Source organism: Mycobacterium sp. SM3041, from assembly GCF_039668335.1.
Classification (GTDB): Bacteria; Actinomycetota; Actinomycetes; order Mycobacteriales; family Mycobacteriaceae; genus Mycobacterium.
The window spans coordinates 152601-169219 of the sequence record NZ_JAYXBQ010000076.1; the positions used below are offsets into that span (position 1 = coordinate 152601).

Annotated in this window: 17 protein-coding genes; 6 read left to right on the forward strand and 11 right to left on the reverse strand. The window is 67.1% G+C overall.

What is annotated here, in order from left to right; genetic code table 11:
• Window positions 1-29: 29 nt before the first annotated feature.
• On the forward strand, window positions 30-1208 hold the full coding sequence (locus VXD91_RS26275) for a geranylgeranyl reductase family protein (RefSeq protein WP_346416768.1): 1179 nt from the start codon (window positions 30-32) through the stop codon (window positions 1206-1208).
• On the opposite strand, the gene VXD91_RS26280 is transcribed toward VXD91_RS26275, so the two are convergent.
• The 3 genes from VXD91_RS26280 to VXD91_RS26290 all read right to left on the reverse strand — a co-directional run bounded on the left by VXD91_RS26280 (window position 1209) and on the right by VXD91_RS26290 (window position 4557).
• Window positions 1209-2933: a PE-PPE domain-containing protein gene (locus tag VXD91_RS26280; RefSeq protein ID WP_346416769.1), complete on the reverse strand. Its 1725-nt coding sequence runs from the start codon at window positions 2931-2933 to the stop codon at window positions 1209-1211.
• Between the two features lie 114 nt (window positions 2934-3047).
• Entirely contained in the window at window positions 3048-3761 is a 714-nt protein-coding gene (locus VXD91_RS26285; protein ID WP_318986115.1) for a TetR/AcrR family transcriptional regulator, read from the reverse strand.
• A 49-nt stretch (window positions 3762-3810) separates the two neighbouring features.
• Window positions 3811-4557: a LysR family substrate-binding domain-containing protein gene (locus VXD91_RS26290; RefSeq protein ID WP_318986181.1), complete on the reverse strand. Its 747-nt coding sequence runs from the start codon at window positions 4555-4557 to the stop codon at window positions 3811-3813.
• A gap of 51 nt (window positions 4558-4608) precedes the next feature.
• Between VXD91_RS26290 and VXD91_RS26295 the strand changes: the two genes are divergently transcribed.
• Window positions 4609-5331 carry a hypothetical protein gene (locus VXD91_RS26295; RefSeq protein ID WP_318986114.1) on the forward strand — a complete coding sequence of 241 codons (723 nt, stop codon included), beginning with the start codon at window positions 4609-4611 and terminating at the stop codon, window positions 5329-5331.
• Here the strand turns inward: VXD91_RS26295 and VXD91_RS26300 are convergent.
• Window positions 5304-6149 (reverse strand): hypothetical protein, encoded by an 846-nt coding sequence (locus VXD91_RS26300; RefSeq protein ID WP_212813772.1) that lies wholly within the window; start codon window positions 6147-6149, stop codon window positions 5304-5306. The two genes, VXD91_RS26295 and VXD91_RS26300, sit on opposite strands and share 28 nt — an antisense overlap.
• Before the next feature lie 51 nt (window positions 6150-6200).
• Here VXD91_RS26300 and VXD91_RS26305 point away from each other — a divergent pair, with 51 nt between their 5' ends.
• Window positions 6201-6587: a DUF5997 family protein gene (locus tag VXD91_RS26305; RefSeq protein ID WP_138249832.1), complete on the forward strand. Its 387-nt coding sequence runs from the start codon at window positions 6201-6203 to the stop codon at window positions 6585-6587.
• A gap of 39 nt (window positions 6588-6626) precedes the next feature.
• Here the strand turns inward: VXD91_RS26305 and VXD91_RS26310 are convergent, their stop codons facing one another.
• On the reverse strand, window positions 6627-7085 hold the full coding sequence (locus VXD91_RS26310) for a hypothetical protein (protein ID WP_212813770.1): 459 nt from the start codon (window positions 7083-7085) through the stop codon (window positions 6627-6629).
• Between the two features lie 195 nt (window positions 7086-7280).
• Between VXD91_RS26310 and VXD91_RS26315 the strand changes: the two genes are divergently transcribed.
• The 3 genes from VXD91_RS26315 to VXD91_RS26325 all read left to right on the forward strand — a co-directional run bounded on the left by VXD91_RS26315 (window position 7281) and on the right by VXD91_RS26325 (window position 9112).
• Window positions 7281-8159: an exodeoxyribonuclease III gene (locus VXD91_RS26315; RefSeq protein ID WP_212813768.1), complete on the forward strand. Its 879-nt coding sequence runs from the start codon at window positions 7281-7283 to the stop codon at window positions 8157-8159.
• A gap of 89 nt (window positions 8160-8248) precedes the next feature.
• Complete coding sequence (locus tag VXD91_RS26320) at window positions 8249-8644, forward strand: glyoxalase (RefSeq protein ID WP_212813766.1); 396 nt, start codon at window positions 8249-8251, stop codon at window positions 8642-8644.
• Window positions 8645-8692: 48 nt separating this feature from the next.
• Window positions 8693-9112, forward strand: coding sequence for a cupin domain-containing protein (locus tag VXD91_RS26325; RefSeq protein WP_346416770.1), 420 nt, complete (start codon window positions 8693-8695; stop codon window positions 9110-9112).
• Window positions 9113-9122: 10 nt separating this feature from the next.
• Here VXD91_RS26325 and VXD91_RS26330 read toward each other — a convergent pair whose 3' ends face one another.
• From VXD91_RS26330 to VXD91_RS26355, 6 genes are all read right to left on the reverse strand, one after another.
• Window positions 9123-10355, reverse strand: coding sequence for a helix-turn-helix domain-containing protein (locus VXD91_RS26330; protein ID WP_212813762.1), 1233 nt, complete (start codon window positions 10353-10355; stop codon window positions 9123-9125).
• 16 nt (window positions 10356-10371) lie between these two features.
• Entirely contained in the window at window positions 10372-11232 is an 861-nt protein-coding gene (locus VXD91_RS26335) for a phytanoyl-CoA dioxygenase family protein (RefSeq protein ID WP_212813760.1), read from the reverse strand.
• Window positions 11233-11374: 142 nt separating this feature from the next.
• Window positions 11375-12922, reverse strand: a complete 1548-nt coding sequence (locus VXD91_RS26340; protein WP_318986113.1) for an AMP-binding protein — start codon at window positions 12920-12922, stop codon at window positions 11375-11377.
• A complete protein-coding gene (locus tag VXD91_RS26345) occupies window positions 12919-13956 on the reverse strand; it encodes a dihydrodipicolinate reductase (RefSeq protein ID WP_212813756.1) in 1038 nt (345 codons plus the stop codon). The genes VXD91_RS26340 and VXD91_RS26345 overlap by 4 nt, the downstream gene beginning before the upstream one ends.
• Before the next feature lie 42 nt (window positions 13957-13998).
• Complete coding sequence (locus tag VXD91_RS26350; protein WP_212813754.1) at window positions 13999-15450, reverse strand: APC family permease; 1452 nt, start codon at window positions 15448-15450, stop codon at window positions 13999-14001.
• Between the two features lie 2 nt (window positions 15451-15452).
• Window positions 15453-16568, reverse strand: a complete 1116-nt coding sequence (locus VXD91_RS26355) for a Zn-dependent alcohol dehydrogenase (RefSeq protein ID WP_212813752.1) — start codon at window positions 16566-16568, stop codon at window positions 15453-15455.
• Window positions 16569-16619 lie beyond the last annotated feature (51 nt).

The window sequence follows — 16619 nt, forward strand, 5'->3', positions numbered from 1 at the left end:
AAGTACCGGCCCGACAAGGAATTGATCACATGGTGCAGCGGTACGACGTCATCGTCGCCGGCGGAGGTCCCGCCGGATCGGCGGCTGCGTGGCAGGCCGCGCAAACCGGCGCCAGCGTGCTCGTCATCGACAAGGCCACCTTCCCGCGCGACAAGCCGTGCGGCGACGGCCTGACGGCCCGCGGGGTCAGCTACCTGCAGAAGATGGGCCTGGCGGACGAGGTCGCCCGGTTCCACCGGATCAATCGGGTCACGGTGTTCAGCCCGCACCAATGGGAGCTGTCGTTCCCGCGCCGCCCCGGCATGCCCGACCACGGCTGCACCGTCAGCCGTACCCACCTGGATGCGCTGTTGCTCGGCCATGCCGCGGCCGCGGGCGCGGAGGTGCGCCAGGGTGGCGAGGTGGCGGGTGTCGAGCGCAACGACGACGGCCGGGTCACCGGTGTGGTGCTGAAGGATGGCGAGACGGTGCACGCGGACGCCGTGATCGCAGCCGACGGCGCCTACTCCCCGATCAAACGAGCGCTGCATGTCGACTCGAGTTATCACGGCTATTCGGCGATCGCCATTCGCGCCGAGATGCCGGCCGACCGTCCCGACTCCGACGCGCTGGAGATCTACCTCAAGCTGCTGTTCGACGGTGACCAGCTGCCCGGCTACGGCTGGGTGTTCCCGATGGGCAACGGCACCTTCAACATAGGCCTCGGCTACGTCAACAGCTACCGCAACTGGCAGGCCATCAACGCAACGCGGTTCCTCGGCGACTTCCTGCACACGCTGCCGCGCGACTGGGCGCTGCCGTCGATCGACGAGTTGAAGAAGAACCGGAGCGTGCGGGCCTGGCGCCTGCCCATGGGGTTCACCGCATGGCCGCCGTGGCAGCCCGGCGTCCTGTTCGCCGGTGATGCGCTGGGCGCCGGCAAGCCGGCCTCCGGTGCGGGCATCTCGAAAGCACTCGAATCCGGTTTGGCCGCAGGCGAATGCGCCGTCGCCGCGTTGACCAACGGCGGTCCCGACGACTTCACCAACTACCAGCAGCGCATCGAGGCGGCGTGGGGACGCGAGTACCGGCGTGGCCGGTTCTTTCATAAGCTGGCCGGCATCCCGTGGGTGGCCGAGGCCGGCCGCCGCGCGGTCGACAGCCGCGTCTTTCGTGATGTGCTGCTCAAGTCGCTGTACAAGAAGGCCGAGGGGCCGGCACACACCTGACTACGCGGCCGGCCGCGCGCCCTTGCCTGACGGCGTGTGATCGGCCTTCGCGCCGGCGGGCGCGTCGGATTTGGTTGTGCTCCTGGTGGATTCGCGCCGCCGATCGCCGGCTTTGACGGACGGTGTGGTCGCGTCGGTACCGGCGTCCGTATGACCGGCGTCCACATGACCGGTGTCCACGGGTTGTGGCCGCCGATCGCGGGTCTGCCGCACCGGCGCGACGGCGTCTGGTGTCGGCCGCAGCGAGCGTGCGCGCTTGGCCGGTTTCCCCTTCGAGACGGCCGATGACGACGGGGCCATAGTGCTCGCCGAGGCCGCGGTCGAATCCGGGTCCCCCGACGTCGCCGTCCGCGGTGCCGTCACGGAGAGGCGGCTTCCAGTTGTCGGCACCGCCTGAGGTGTCGGTGCCGCGGCGACGGACTTGGGTGCGGTACTCGGCGGCGTTGCCGCCGTCGGTTTCTGGCCGCCGACCACCTGCAACAGCTTGGCGACCGGGCGCGTGATATTCGTCAGCGCCGCAGTCAGATTCACCACCGACTGACGGATCGCCTTGGCCAGCGGCGAGTTGTCCACCGACTTCGCAGGATGCTCGGTTGTGGGTGTGGCCGGTTCGGTGGCATCCACGACCGGTTGCGGCAGCGTCGGCGTGTAGCTGCCGGTGCGGAGAATCTGCATTGACTGTGCGAACGCTCCGGGCAGCTCTTTGAGGGCGGCAGAGATCTTGGCCTGCGGCGTGGTCCAGCTGAATTGCTTGACCTGGCTGGGATCCGCGGTGCGGTCATAGGCGCTTTCGATGATGACGCGCAGGACTGGGTCCATGGCGTCGACGAGCCGCTGCGCCCCGATCAGCGACGCGGCCAGACGCAGCGGCGCCAGCAGCGGCAGGCGCTGCGGGAAGGTCACGTACGTGGTGTTGCCGACGGTGGTGCTCACCGTGTTGGAACTGGTCTTGGGCTCCAACGCATAGCCGGGAAGGACATGTTCGAACATGATGCCCAGCAAGGCATTGACAACGGCCAGCGGGTTGAAATAGGCCGGGAAATCGGCGAATCCGTCGTACTGGTTCTGGTAGATCGTGGTTTGGAATGGGCTGTCGGACGGCCCCGGTCGTCCGAGCGGAAAGAGATCACCCAGGATCGGCATACGACTCCACGATGTGAAGCGCGACAGGATGCCGCCGTTCGGCTGGTACGGATCGCCGATGAGGGTGAACGTGTAGTCGCCGGCGTGGGCGACGTACGCGGGGTCCTTGGCCATGTCGGCGCGCGCGATCTCGGCGACCTGTGCACCCTGGGACATGCCGAGGATGGTGATCTTCTGACCGGGTGCCTGTTTGGCGATGTCCTGCTCGAGATATCCGGCACCGATGCGTTCGGACTGCTTCAGCGAGTGCGGCCAGTACGGGACGCCGGACAACCCCGGCAGTGCGGAGATGATCGGCCATTCGACGTTGATCTGCCCCGGGTATGGCACTACGTGGAATGAATCCCCTTGCGGGACAGTCGTTCCGTAGAAGAACAGCGGGATGCTCAGCCCCAACGGGTCGAACGATCCTCCGACGCCGATGGTGGTGTTGACGAGTTGTACCGCGGCCTGCGACACGATCGGAGCGCCAGGCGCCGACACGCCGACCACAGTCGCCGCGGCGATACCCACCGCGACACCCCTCGCCAGGACCGTGGCCGTCCATCGCGGCGATTGCAATTGTGTTGAGTTGACCCCCATAGCCGCAGGACGCTATAGCAACAGCCGGTTTTGAACAAGACCTCTTTTTAAAAACAAGAACTCTTGTCAAAGCGGCCCGCAGTCGGATGCACCGGGGTATGGCGCGGATTGCGATCAGCGCAATGAGGCGGTGATGCCGGCCCGGACCACTGCCATGAAGCTGGTCAGATTGCCGATGAGAGTGTCGATGCTCGGCCGTTGTTCAGCGTCGGGCTCGTAGTCGTGCAGCCAGTCGGCAACTGCCTCGAACAGACCGCCGACGGTCAGGACCGCCAGCGCATGGAAGTCGAGCGTGGTGTCGGCCGCGATCTCGGGGAACTCGCGACGCCGCCACAACTCTTCGACAAACGTTGCGGTCCAACGCCGATTCTCGCGGCGCTGCCGCTCGACCCGTGGCGAGATGCCTGCGCATTCCCCGAACGCCACCACCGCGATCCTGGGGTCGTCGACCAGGGCGTGGGCAAACGCCGACAGCAGCCGCTCGACCATATCGTCGTTGTCAGCGGTGGTGTCCTCGAGGATCTCGACGACCTGGCGTTCGATTCGCTCGGCGATCTGCCGGAGCAACTCGATGTAGCAGTCTTCCTTGCTGTCGAATGTCTCGTAGAACGCCTTGTTCCCCACGAACGCGTTCTGGCAGATCTGCTCGATGGACGTGTTGGCATAACCGTCGCGGGCGATCAACTCGAACGCGGACGCCAGCAGTTGTTCCCGGCGGTGAACTCGACGCTGCTCGGCGTCGAGACCACGGATCGTACGCGGAGCTCGTGATGTCGCGGATCGTGGCGCGGTGGTGCGTTTACCTGCGCCCGCCGACGGTCTGCTCATGGCCTGGGAGTGTAGTAGCGCTGAGCAAACGCCACGGGCTACAACGGCGTCAGCGCCGACCGCGCTTGGCCTGGCCTGACTTTCGGGCCGATTTGCCCACGGCGCCCTTCCCGGCAGCCGCCCGGGCCGCCTGCTTGGCAAGGGTCTTCTCGCGCGCGCTGCGTTTCGGCGCCGGCTCGGCCTGGCCCCGCGACGAACTGGCCTTTCGGCCCCGCACGATGCCGATGAACTCCTCGACCAGTTCCGACTGTTCCCCTTCCGGAAAGGCCAGTGCGACGGGGCAGGTGGGCGCGTCGGTGATCGGCCGGTACGTGAGATCCTTGCGGTGATACAGCCGCGCGAGCGACTGCGGCACGATGAGGGCACCCATGCCCGTCGCGACGAGTTCTATTGCACCCTCGGTGGTTTCGGGCCGGTACTCGACCGCGTTTCCCGGTGCATCCGCCCAGCCGACGACGTCGTCGAGCGGCACGACGATCGGCTCGCCGTCGAGGTCCGTGGCGGTGATCTCGTCGGCCGCGGTGAGCACATGATCAGTCGACACGACAGCCACCGTCGTCTCCTCATACAGCGAGATGACGGCCAGCCCCGTCGTGTTCGCCGGCAGCCGGAGCAGCGCCACGTCGACGCCGCCGGCCCGCAGCGTGTCGGCCGCATCGGCCGCCGAGACCGGATGCAGAATCAGCGCCGCCTCGGGATGACGCTCGGCCCAGATCCGCGCCCACTTCGCGGGCGTCCCACCGGGGACGTACCCGAGAGTCAATGAGGCCGACGAGGACGGTGTCACGGCGATCACGCTACCCAAACGCGCGTCGGGCGGTTCGTGGTCAGCGCCGATAATTGAGGCATGACCGAGCTCGGCGTCTTCACGTTCCATCTCGTCGAGCTGCCTGTCACGGCGACGGTGCCGCTGCTGCGGCGACCACCGCAGCCCGACCGGATGGCCGGGCTGCGCTACGCCGAATGTCTGTCCCTGATGCGGCTCGGCGCCCCGACCATCTCCCCCGACCGGCTGCAGTTGCGGCGGCTGGCGATGTTCGCCCGGTGGGAGGACGAGGCCGCGATCGACGCATTCCTGGCCGGTCCGGGCGCGCGGTTCGCCACGGGCTGGCATGTCCGGATGACGTTTCTACGGCGCTGGTCCACGCTCGTGGCGCTCCCCGATCTACCGCAGGAGGCCGAGGCTTCCGACGATGACGAGCCCGTCGTCGCCGTCACCCTGGCCCGGATGCGACTGCCCGAAGTCCCGCGCTTCCTCACGTGGGGCAAGCCGGTCGAGCGATTGGTGCGCGACCATCCGGACGCCACCCTGGCGTTGGCCGCGATGCGTCCGCCCCGTTCGATCTCGACCTTCTCGATCTGGACCTCGGTGCGGGCGATGACTGGGATGGTGCACGGCCGGGGTGGTGTGACCGAGGTCGCCGACCCGGCTCGACATGCCGATGCGATGGCCGAGCGCCGGCGCCGCGACTTCCACCGCGAGTTCGCGACCTACCGGTTCCGGCCGCTGTCCGAACACGGCTACTGGGACGGGCGTACCGGTTACGTCCCGCGGCGTTCCAGCTTGTAGTGCAGGCGGACGGCCGGCAGGTTCCACATCCGCAGCACATGGTCGGTGCGAAGTACCTGCTCACGGTCGACGTAGAGGTCGAACGTCTCATGCACGGGTACCCGCCGCGCGAAGTAGCGCCCGCGGTCGCGCACCAGGACGTACGCCCCGTCAGCGCCCCACGGGCCGGCCGGGGAAGACAACCGCAGACCGCCGTCCGGCAGGTGCTGCGGCCGCAGGAAGACCTGGACGTTGCCCTCTTCCAACGGGAACGTCACGTGCACGCTGGCCCGGTCGGCACCGGGAAGCGTTCTGCGCGAATAGCATCCGCTGAACACGGTGTCGCCGTTGCCGCGCAAGGTCCGGATCCAGCCGGCCGCGACCTGCGCGCCGGTGCCGTCGGTGATCACCGAGACCCGACCATCGATGCCGCGTGCCACGTCAAGGGGACGCATCGGTAGCGCCAGTTGCTGTACCCGCTTACCGAACATGCGCGATATCAATTCGCCGCCCGGCCAGAACAACGGTGACCAGCTGCTCCACACCTCCATCCGCCAGCGCGCCGTGTGGGTGTAGAAGTCGTGAATCATCGGGTGGACGGCCGCGGCATCGAATCCGGGCCCGGACAGTCCCTCGAGATCGGGCTGCAAACCGGCGTCGGGGTCGTCGTCGCGCAGCGCGCCACCGCGGCGGGCCGCTTCATCACGCAGCCAGTTGTTCCCGCCGCCCCGGGACCCGAGTGGCGCCTGCAGCCAGGCATCGACGCCGTCGAGGTCGACGCCTCTGCCGGTGGCCCGCCAGAACTTGCGGGTCGCGAGATCCAGAGTCGAAAACTCCACGTCGCGGATCGTACGGGGTCATCGCAGCGACCTACCGATAGGCTGATGCCCATGAGCAGGCCCAACGCGCAGTCCATGAAACCCGCCACCGCGGCGAAGAAGCTGGACGTGTACTTGCCCGCGACACCTGCCGAGTTCCAGGAGAACGCGATCACCCGCGCCGACCTGGCGGCGCTGCAGGCCGATCCGCCACAGTGGCTCAAGGACCTTCGCAAGAACGGGCCGCACCCCAAGAACCTGGTGGCCGCCAAGCTGGGTATCTCGATCGCCGGCCTCGCACGCGGCGGCGTCGAGAAGGCGCTGACCACCGAGCAGATCGACGCCCTGCTCGAGGAGAAGCCGGACTGGCTGATCATCGAACGCGAGAGCTACCAGCAGGTACTGCGCGAGCAGCGGCGGATCAAGGCACTGCACGCGGATCAGGCGCGCGAAGCCTGACGACCGGTCGCCACCTACCACCGGTCGTCACAGCAGCACTCACCAGAGATCGAAGCCCACGTTGGTGTTGGGGTAATGGCTGCTGAAGCTGTGATTGATCCAGTAGTTCTTGGCGAGAAAACCGGTGACACTGGTGTTCGCGACATTCGTGTTGGTCTTCGAGTCGTTGACCTCGTAGGTGGCGGTCGGGCCGCCGACACCAACCCGGTAGGCGACGTGCATGTCGAGCGAGTCGCCCTGTGGCGCAACGGCTGTCACGGTTTCGGTGGCGCCGGGTGCCAGTAGCCGCTGAGGACCGTCGACCCATTTGCCGTTGGGGCTCGTCCCGTCATCGAGCAGGAACTGCACCTTGTCGGTGTGGTTGGTGATCGTCATGGCGATGGTCGGCTCGCCGGGATGAGTGACCGGCATGGTTCCCGCGTGGGCGACCGCGGCGAAGGACAGCGCGGCGGCGATCCCCGTTCCTGCTGCGGCGATCCGAGCCGTCGTGATGTTCATGGGGCCTCCTGTACGTGAATGTTGTGATCCGAGAAGGGGTTTGGGCCGTCTCTTGACACCGACAACTATTTCGCGAGCGGCCACTTTCCGGATTCCCCCGAACAGCGGATTCGCCGGTGGAACCGTTCTCCCCCGATCGGCGGACAGACCGAGGCCGCTGAACAGCCGCCATGCCGATCTGCTTTGGTAGAGGCGATGGCTACACCAAACGCGCCGCTGGGCATTGCCACGTTCAACGTCAACGGGATCCGGGCGGCACGCCGTCGCGGCTTCGACGCCTGGCTCGCCGGGCGCGGACTCGACGTGGTGGCCCTGCAGGAGTTGCGCTGCCCGCCCGACCAGGTCGGCGAATTCGACGGCTATCACGCGGCGATGGATTCCGGCTCGATCCCGGGCCGCAACGGCGTCGCCATCCTGACGCGCGACGCGCCGACGGCCGTGCGGACCTGGGTCTCGCATCCCCCGCGCACCCGGGGGCTCGGGACATTCGCGAACGAGGGGCGGTACCTCGAGGTCGACCTCGCGCACGCTCCCCTCACAGTGGCGTGCCTCTATCTGCCGAAAGGCGGCCTGCCGGCGCACCTGCAGCGGCCCGGCAACATGCGCGATCTGCCCGACGGCGGCGCCAAGTACGACAGGAAGATGCGCTTCCTCGGGGCGTTCGCGCGCGAGCTGAGCCGCAACCGGCGGGCGGCGCTCGCGGCGGGCCGCGAGTTCCTGCTGCTCGGCGATCTGAACCTGGCGCACCTTCCGCACGACGTGACGAATTGGCGGCCCGCACAGAAGATGGAGGGCTTCCTCCCCGAGGAACGCGCCTGGCTGGACGCACAGATCGGGCCGCGCACACTCGTCGACGTGGTGCGGACGCTGCATGGTGACCGGCCCGGGCCGCTGTCCTGGTGGAGTTGGGCCGGCGAGTCGTTCGTCAAAGACGTGGGCTGGCGCATCGATCACCACCTGGCCACGCCGCGGCTCGCGCGGACCGCTATGTCGGTGACGGTCGACAAGGAAGCCGCGCCCAGCGCGCGGCTGTCCGACCACGCGCCTGTGGTTGTGCACTACGCCTTCCCCTGAACCGCCGCGCGATGAGTTGTGCGCGGGTCGGCTGTCTACCCCTGTGACGGCACCCGCTTCCGGGCGCCGCGGACCACAGGAGCAGCCCGATGCACGCCATGATCTTCGTTCACCTGCCCGTCGCCGACGTCGCGCGCTCGCGGAAGTTCTTCTCCGGGCTCGGCTATGCGGTCAACGAGACGTTCAGCAATGACAACGCAGTGACACTGGTGCTGGGCGAGAACCAGTTCGCGATGCTGACGCAGCGCGATGTCTTCGATTCCCTGCACACGGCCGAGACCGCCGATGCGTCGAAGACGAAGGAGTGCGTCGTCTGCTTGGGTGTCGACCGCCGCGAGTGCGTGGACACCCTCGTGGACGGCGCCATCGCTGCGGGCGCCACGCCGGGCGACACCGATGACGAGGACTTCATGTACGGCCGCAGCTACCACGACCTCGACGGCCACTCCTGGCAGATCTTCTGGGTGGACCCCACGGCCACGTAGCCCAAAACTGACCCCGGCCAAGCCTGCACACCGCTACGATTTCCCAGCATGCAGTCAGCATTCGCACAGGATCACGACCTGGCAGACAGCCCGATCGATCCGTCATGGGTCGTCGACGGCAAGCCACGGGCACGGTCGCGGCGCTGGCACACCAGTGGTGACTCGGCGGTCGAGTTCTATATCTGGGACTGCTCGGCCGGCACATTCGACTGGACCTTCGTCGTAGAGGAGACGGTGCACATCGTCGCGGGCGAGGTCCGAATCGGTGATCCGCAGACCGGAACTTGGCTCCGGCCAGGCGATTCCGCAGTGTTCGCCGCCGGCACCACCCACCGGTGGTACATGCCCGACTACGTCCGCAAGCACGCCACGCTGCGCACCCCACTCCCGACGCTGCTGATCCGGGTCGGGCGCGTCGCGACGCGGGTCGGACGTCGCCTGGCGTCCACGATCCCGAGTCGCGGGTAGTTCGTCGGAGTCAGTGTCCCCCACGCACGCTGAGCAGCGTGAGGGCAGCAGCCACCTCGATCGGGTTGCGCGCGAAGGGTTTCGGCAGCAGTTCGTCGATGCGGGCGAGACGCCGGTCGATGGTGTTGCGGTGGGTGTACAACCGTTCGGCGGTGCTCGTGCGGTTGAGACCCTCGTCCACATAGGTCAGCACCGTCTGATGCAGCACCGGGCTGGCGTCCTTCAGTTCACCGAGCACGTCCGCGACGAACTGGTCGGCCGACGAGGGATCCGTGGACAACAGGTCTACGAGGTGGACGTCCTCATAGCGCACGATGGACAGCCCGGAGTCCAGGCGAGCCAGAAGCCTTTGCGCTGCAGCGGCGTCCATGTGCGTCCGCCGGAAGCCGCTGACCCCAGGAGCCGCACGGCCGAGTGCCACGCGCGCACCGCACCGTCGCCCCAGGCGTTCGGCGAGTTCGGCGACCGTCGGCGTCGTCTTCGCCGGTATCCACAGCCACACCGCAGCGGTACCGGCGACCACAGTCAGCCGCCGGTCCGCGCCGCAGGCCCGCATCACCTGCTCACTGGCGCGTTCGAGTTCGGCGACGTCCTTCTCGGAATTCACCCAGACGACGGCGCCGATGTGCGAACCGGTCAGCGCGTAGCCCAGCTGCGCTTCGGCACGCGACGGTGCGATGTCCGCGCCCTGGAGCAGGAGCTCGACGGTGGCGTACCGCTGCAGCTGCGAGCCACCGGCGAACTCCTCGCGGACCCGGCGGATGTGCTCAGCGAGCTCAGCGATCGAGTCGTCGACGAACGTCGTGAGCGAATTCCCGGAGATCTCGATCAGTTCGCGAAGCTGATCCGCATCGTCCGTCGTCTTGAAACACGCCGCCAGCCACCAACTCCAGGCAACGCGTTGTGCGGATCGCCACCCCAGGACATCGTCAGTCGTGAGGCCGCGCAGCACCACATCGCGGGCATACGTGCGCATGACGCTTCCCGTGGCGGGACTGACCCGGCGACCGGGCTCGGCGATGTTGGACGTCAGCCAGTGCTTGAGGTGCGAGACCACCATCTGGGCATCGGCATCCGCGAGCACCGGGTCATCGGCGATCGCCCGGTACTTCGGGTCCTGCAGCGACGCTGCAGTCAGATCGTCGATGACGTCTGCGGACCTCGCCAGCATCGACTCAGCGAGTTCCCGGATCAGCCGGCGGACCGGATCGGATGCATCGGGCCACAGCTGATCCGGTGTCATGGCAACAGTCTGCCGCTTACAGACCGAGGTGATCGGCGAGTTCGCGGTAGTCGACCATCCACAGGCCGGGCGAGCCGGTCGGGTACTGCGAGCGGAAGCCGAGGATGCGCTGGACGCGCTCCGGCAGGGTCTTCACCACGTCGCGATCGACCAGGAACGGGTAGGCCTCCTCCCCGACCAGGAACCCCGGGTTGAACGCGAAGGACACCGCGCGCCGGTACTCATCGGTGGTGACGTTGGCGCCACCGCCGTGCGCGGTCTTGCCGCTGAAGAAGAGGGCATCGCCGGCGTTCATGATCGCGGGGAACGTCTGCTCGGGCGTCCCGCGGTCCTGGAAATCGGGCCACTTGTGGCTGCCCGGGATGACGCGGGTGGCGCCGTTCTCCTCGGTGAAGTCCGTGAGGGCGATGAGGAAGTTGAGGGTGATCTCCGGGCCGGCGGGGCCCATGCCGACGAAGGGGTACCAGTTCTCGAGGTCGCGGTGCAGGAACTGCGCGCGGTTGCCGGGGCCGATCTCGATCACCTGGGCGGTGGTCATCCAGTACGTGCCCGATTCCTCGAGGAAGGTCGCATCACACAGGGCGTGCACCAGGTCGTGGTTGATGATCTCGTTCCGGAAGACCGGGCTGTGGGTGACCAGGTTCGTCAGGCGCTTGGTGTTGGCGCCGTGGAACTCGTTGACGATCTCGAGCTCGTGCTTGCCGCCGGGAGTCAGCGCGGCGAGGGGGCCCTCGATCTCGGCGTTGAACCGGGTGACCTGCTCCGGGGTCAGCAGACCCTCGATGATCACCCCGCCGTCCTCGGCGACGATGGCACGGATATCCGCGACGTCCGCGGTGTGAGGAAGCTTCCGGAGGTTCGAAACAGCGGTTGTCATCGCGTGATCTCTTTCTGCGAGTTGAAGTTTGGGGAGAACGCCGAGTTGTTGGTGTGGCGTTGATCTCACTATTGCCGCCGGGCCCGGTGGTGTGCCATGGCACCTCTCAACCAATCGAGCGGGCGGACGGTGCATATTGCACCTATCGGTTGAGGCCGCCGGCCAGCTGTCGCTTGAGTTCGAATTTCTGAATCTTGCCGGTGGCAGTCTTGGGGAGCGCGGTGAACTCGATGCGGTCCGGGACCTTGAATTTCGCGACGCGGTCGAGCAGGTGGGCCCGCAGTTCCGCACTCGTGACAGCCGCACCTGGGCGCAGCGACACGAACGCCACGGGCCGCTCACCCCAATGCTCGTGCGGCATGCCGACAACCGCGGCCTCCAGCACGGCGGGGTGCTCGAGGATGGCGCTCTCAATCTCGACCGAGCTGATGTTCTCGCCGCCGGAGATGATGACATCCTTTGCGCGGTCACGGATTTCGAGGTAGCCATCGGGGTGACGCACCGCGAGATCGCCAGTGCGGAACCAGCCGTCCGGCACCGCTGCCGCAGTGGCGGCCATATCTCGGTAGTACGCGGGGGTGACGTTGTTTCCCCGCAACGCGATCTCACCGATCGTTGCACCGTCTGCGGGCACGTCCCGGCCCTGTTCGTCCACCACCCGAACCGGGTCGGAAACGACGTTGCCGACGCCCTGGCGGGCGTTCAGGCGGTCACGCTCGTCTTCCGGCGCCGAATCCCATTCCTGCTTCCACTCATTGATGACGGCCGGGCCGTAGGTCTCGGTCATGCCGTAGAGATGGGTGACCGCGAGGCCGCAAGCACGGGCCCGCGCAAGCAGTGCGGGTGCGGGCGGCGCTCCGCCGGTGGCCACCCACACGGTTCGTTCCGCGCGGTTCGCGGGCGGCTGCGAGGTCATGGTCGACAGGACCGTCGGCGCCGCGCACATGTGGGTGACCGCGTGGTCCTCGACGGCCGTCCAGATCGCCTTCGCCTCGACCTTCGGCAGGCACACGTGGGTGGCGCCGGCCGCGGTGACCGCCCAGGTGAAGCACCAGCCGTTGCAGTGGAACATCGGCAGCGTCCACAGGTACGCCGAGTCGAGGTCCAGGCCCGAGTGGAAGGCCATGGCCAGCGCCTGCAGGTAGGCGCCGCGGTGGGTGTACACCACCCCCTTCGGCTTACCCGTGGTACCCGACGTGTAATTGATTGCCACCGTGGCGAATTCGTCATCACAGGCAACATCCATCGGCGCTGCCGACGCCACGTAGTGCTCGTATTGCTCATTGCCGGCGATGACCTTCACAGTGCCGCCGACCAACTCGGCCGCCTCCCGCGCGACCGCGATCAGCGGGTCCGTTGCGATCAGCACCTCGGCTCCGCTGTGCTCGAGGATGTATGCGATGTCCCCTGCGCTCAGGCGAGAGTTCAGCGGCACCAGAACCCCACCCGCGTAGGGCACTCCGTAGTGTGCCTCGAGCATTTCCAGGGTGTTGTGCGCCAGCACCGCGGCTCGGGCACCCGGCCCCAGTCCGTCACCAACCAGCGCGCCCGCGAGGTGCCGGCAGCGCTCATGCAGATCGCGGTACGTCAGCACGCGTGCGCCGTCGATGACGGCGACCTTGTCCCCGTGCACCGCAGCGGCTCGATCGAGAAAACGCACCGGGTTCAGCACCGACACTGCATGTGTCACAGCAATCCATCTTCAAGCAGCCGAGCACCTTTCGATGCCAGGGCACGGACGGGGAGATCACCCATGGACAGAAATCCGGCGGGCGCGTCGATCACGGCCGTCACGGTGTTGACCGCTGCGGCAATGGTGCTCACGAAGGACTCGAAGCCGGTCAGTGATGTCAGCTCGATCGTCTGGTCAGCGCCTTCGATGCGGTAATCGTCACCCGCGGTGAGCGAGTCACTCGGGTCGAAGAAGCCGAACATGATCTCCAAGTCGATGACCGCACGGCCGCCGCGCAATCCGCGGGCGGCGTGGGTGACGGCGGCGATCTGGCCACGTTCGACGGTGATGTGCTCGCCGACGCGAGTGATCTCGCTGACCGTCGCGGGTGTCACCCGGTCGACCGCGATAGCGTCCAAGGTCCAGCCGAGGCCGCTCGCCAGCGCACCGATCGATTGTTCGAAACCGTAGTGGCCGACCACATCTCCAGATTCCTGCGCTGCGGCGAACTGCGCAGGCGTGAGTCCCAGGCCGAACTTCGACAGGATCGCCCCGTACCGCGACATGTTGGTGCGGCGGCGGATGATCACGCGGTCGACACGTTGGGTGAGGGCGGTCAGCAGCAGAGGCAGGGTGTCCATGAGGACGCCGGGGTTGGCCCCGGTGCCCAGGACGGTCACGCCGTGCGTTTTCGCGGTGTCATCGAGGCGACGCGAGATCTCCGGGTGACTCGACCACGGGTACGCCAGTTCCTCGCAGATGCTCATCACGTTGTACGCACGTTGCAGAAGCGGCACGAGGGTGTCGGCCACGTGATTCAGATCCGACGTCGTCGCGACGATCGCCAGGTCCGCCGGGGGCAGACCCGCGGGGTCGTCGACGACGGTCACGCCGGTCGCCGCGCTGCCGACGAGGACGCCGAGATCCGTGCCGACGACCGCGGGATTGCGGTCGGCCGCACCGACGATCTGGACGTCGGTGCGTCGCAGCAGGGATTGCGCCATGGCGCGGCCGGTGGCGCCGAGACCCACCATCACGATTCGTTGTGCCATTATTCGTTGTCTTTCAGAGGGATTCGTTGTTCGGTGGTTTCGCTATTCCTGCCGGCCCGAGGACGGCAGGAGTTTTCCGACAACGGGTCCGAGTGCGAAGGCGGCGATCAGGGAAACGACGATGACGGCGGAGACCACGCGACTGTTTCCTGCGAGCAGATCGAGGTTGAGCAGCATGATCGCCAGGATGGCCAGCAGCCCCGCCATGCCGAGCAGTGGCGCGATCAGTGTCCGCGTCAGCGGCGCCCCGTGCGGTTCGCGACGGAAGAACGCCAGCACGGCCGCGCAGGTGAGGATGAGCAGCACGACGTATCCGATGGACCCCAGACCCGATGTCCACGTGTAGATTTCGCTCATCGGGTCGAGCCCGATCATGGTGCCGCCGGCCAGCACAGCGCCGGTGGCGATCGCGACGGCCACCGCTCCCCGGTGCGGCGAGCCGTGCGTCGGGTGGCTCGCCGACAGGGTGGTCGGCAACAGGCCCCGGGACGCCAGCGAGAACGTGTAGCGGGCGAGGATGTTGTGCCACGTCAAGGCGGCCGCGAAGGTGCTGGTGACGAACATCGCCACGGTGAGGTCGGCACCGATGCGCCCGAGGTACTGAAGCGCCACTGCGGAGAACAGGCCCTCGGGGTCGGCTGTCGCGGCAGGGACGACTCGACTGTCGCCGACGCCGCTGATCACCGCCCACGAGGTGAAGGTGTAGAAGAGTCCCACGACGATCACCGAGATGATCGTCGCCCGGCGCACCGTCCGGGCAGGATCACGCGCTTCGTCCCGGAACACCGCAGCTGCCTCGATGCCGATGAAGCTGAGTACGGCGAAGATGAGGCCCACCCCGGGTGCGCCGCTGAATATCGTCTTCAGCGAGAACATCCCACCGGACAGACCTTCCGGTCCACCGCCGCGCGCGACGATCCAAAGGTCCAGTGCGAGAACGATGCTCACCTCGGCGACCAGGAGGACACCCAGGACCTTGCCGGACAGCTCGACGTCCCGGTAGCCCAGGAACAACGTCAGCGCCAGTCCCACGCCGGCCCACAGCCACCATGGCGACGCGGGTCCGCCGTAGGACTTCACCAGCGCGTCCACACCGGTCCCGAACAGAATGAAGAGCCCGATGAAGATGCACGTATACGACAGCATGGCCAGATAGCCGGTGCCGATCCCGGCAGCTCGGCCCAGACCCGCATGCACGTAGGAGTAGAACGCCCCCGCCGAGCGGACGAACGGCGTCATCGTCGTGAAACCGGTGACGAAGAGCAGCAGGACGACGAGGGTCGCCACGTAGCCGATGGGCAGGCCTGCGCCGTTGCCCAAGGCCAGGCCCAGCACCATCGGCCCGCCGACCACGCAGAGCGGGGCGGCCCCGGCGATGATCATGAGGGAGATCGAGCCGACGCCGAGCTTGCCGCTCAGACGGGGCGTAGTCCCGGGCTCAGCGGCGTTCTCGCTGGTAGCCGGAGCGGTGCTCCCATTTGCTGTCGTGTCCATCGTCAGAACCTGATCACCGAGCGGATGCCGACGCCGCGCTTCATCTCGTCGAACGCGTCATTGATCTCTGCCAGGTCGATGACCCGGGTCACGAGCGAGTCGAGATCGATGCGGCCCCGCATGTAGTGCTCGACGAGCAGCGGGAAGTCGGTGGCGGGCTTGCTCGAGCCGTAGTTCGAGCCGATGAGGGAAAGCTCTTGATCGGACATGACGAAGGGGTCGATCGTGACCTTCATGCCGTCGGCCACCTGCCCCGCGACGACGGCGGTGCCACCTCGAGCCAGGACCGCATAGGCGGCTTCGATGGTCTGCGGCAGACCGATGGCCTCGATGGCCACCTCGACGCCACGCCCATCGGTGAGCTCCGCGATCCGGTCCGCCAGATTCTCTTGGGCGCTGTTGATAATGTCGGTAGCTCCGAAAACCCGTGCCTGCTTGAGCTTTTCGTCGGAGATGTCGGCGGCGATGAGCTGGCGGGCACCGACCAGGCGGGCACCCTGAATCGCGTTGAGTCCGACGCCGCCGCATCCAATGACCAGCACGGTGTCGCTCGGGCGCACCTTGGCGGTGTTGACCGCTGCGCCGACACCGGTGGTCACGGCGCAGCCGATCAGCGCCGACTGTTCGAAGGGGGCGTCATCGCGGATCGCGATCGCGCCCGATTCAGGCACCATGACGTACTGACCGAAGGTGCCGAGGCCGGCGAAGCTGAGGACGTCCGCACCATCTGCCGCGGTGATCCGCGACCGGCCGTCGAACGAGAGGTGGTTGGCCGAATGTTGAGCGACCATGTCGCACAGGACGGGCCTGCCACTGATGCAGTAGCGGCACCGGCGACATGAGGGCGTCCAGGACAGGACGACGTGATCGCCCTTCTTCAGGGTCGTCACCCCTTCACCCACACTCTCGATGACGCCCGCGCCTTCGTGACCGAGGATCATTGGCGTGGGGACGTCCCACTCACCGGCAAGAACGTGAAAATCGCTGTGACACAATCCACTTGCCTTGAGCCGCACGAGTACGTCGCCGGGCGGCGGGGTCGATGGGAGCGAAACGGTTTCGATGGTCAGCGGCGCGTTCGGCGTCCTGAAGACGGCGGCGTCGAATTCGATGGTCATGGCAGATGTCCTCTTGAGGGTGGATGTGGTGGATCAGATGCGGCGGCGACG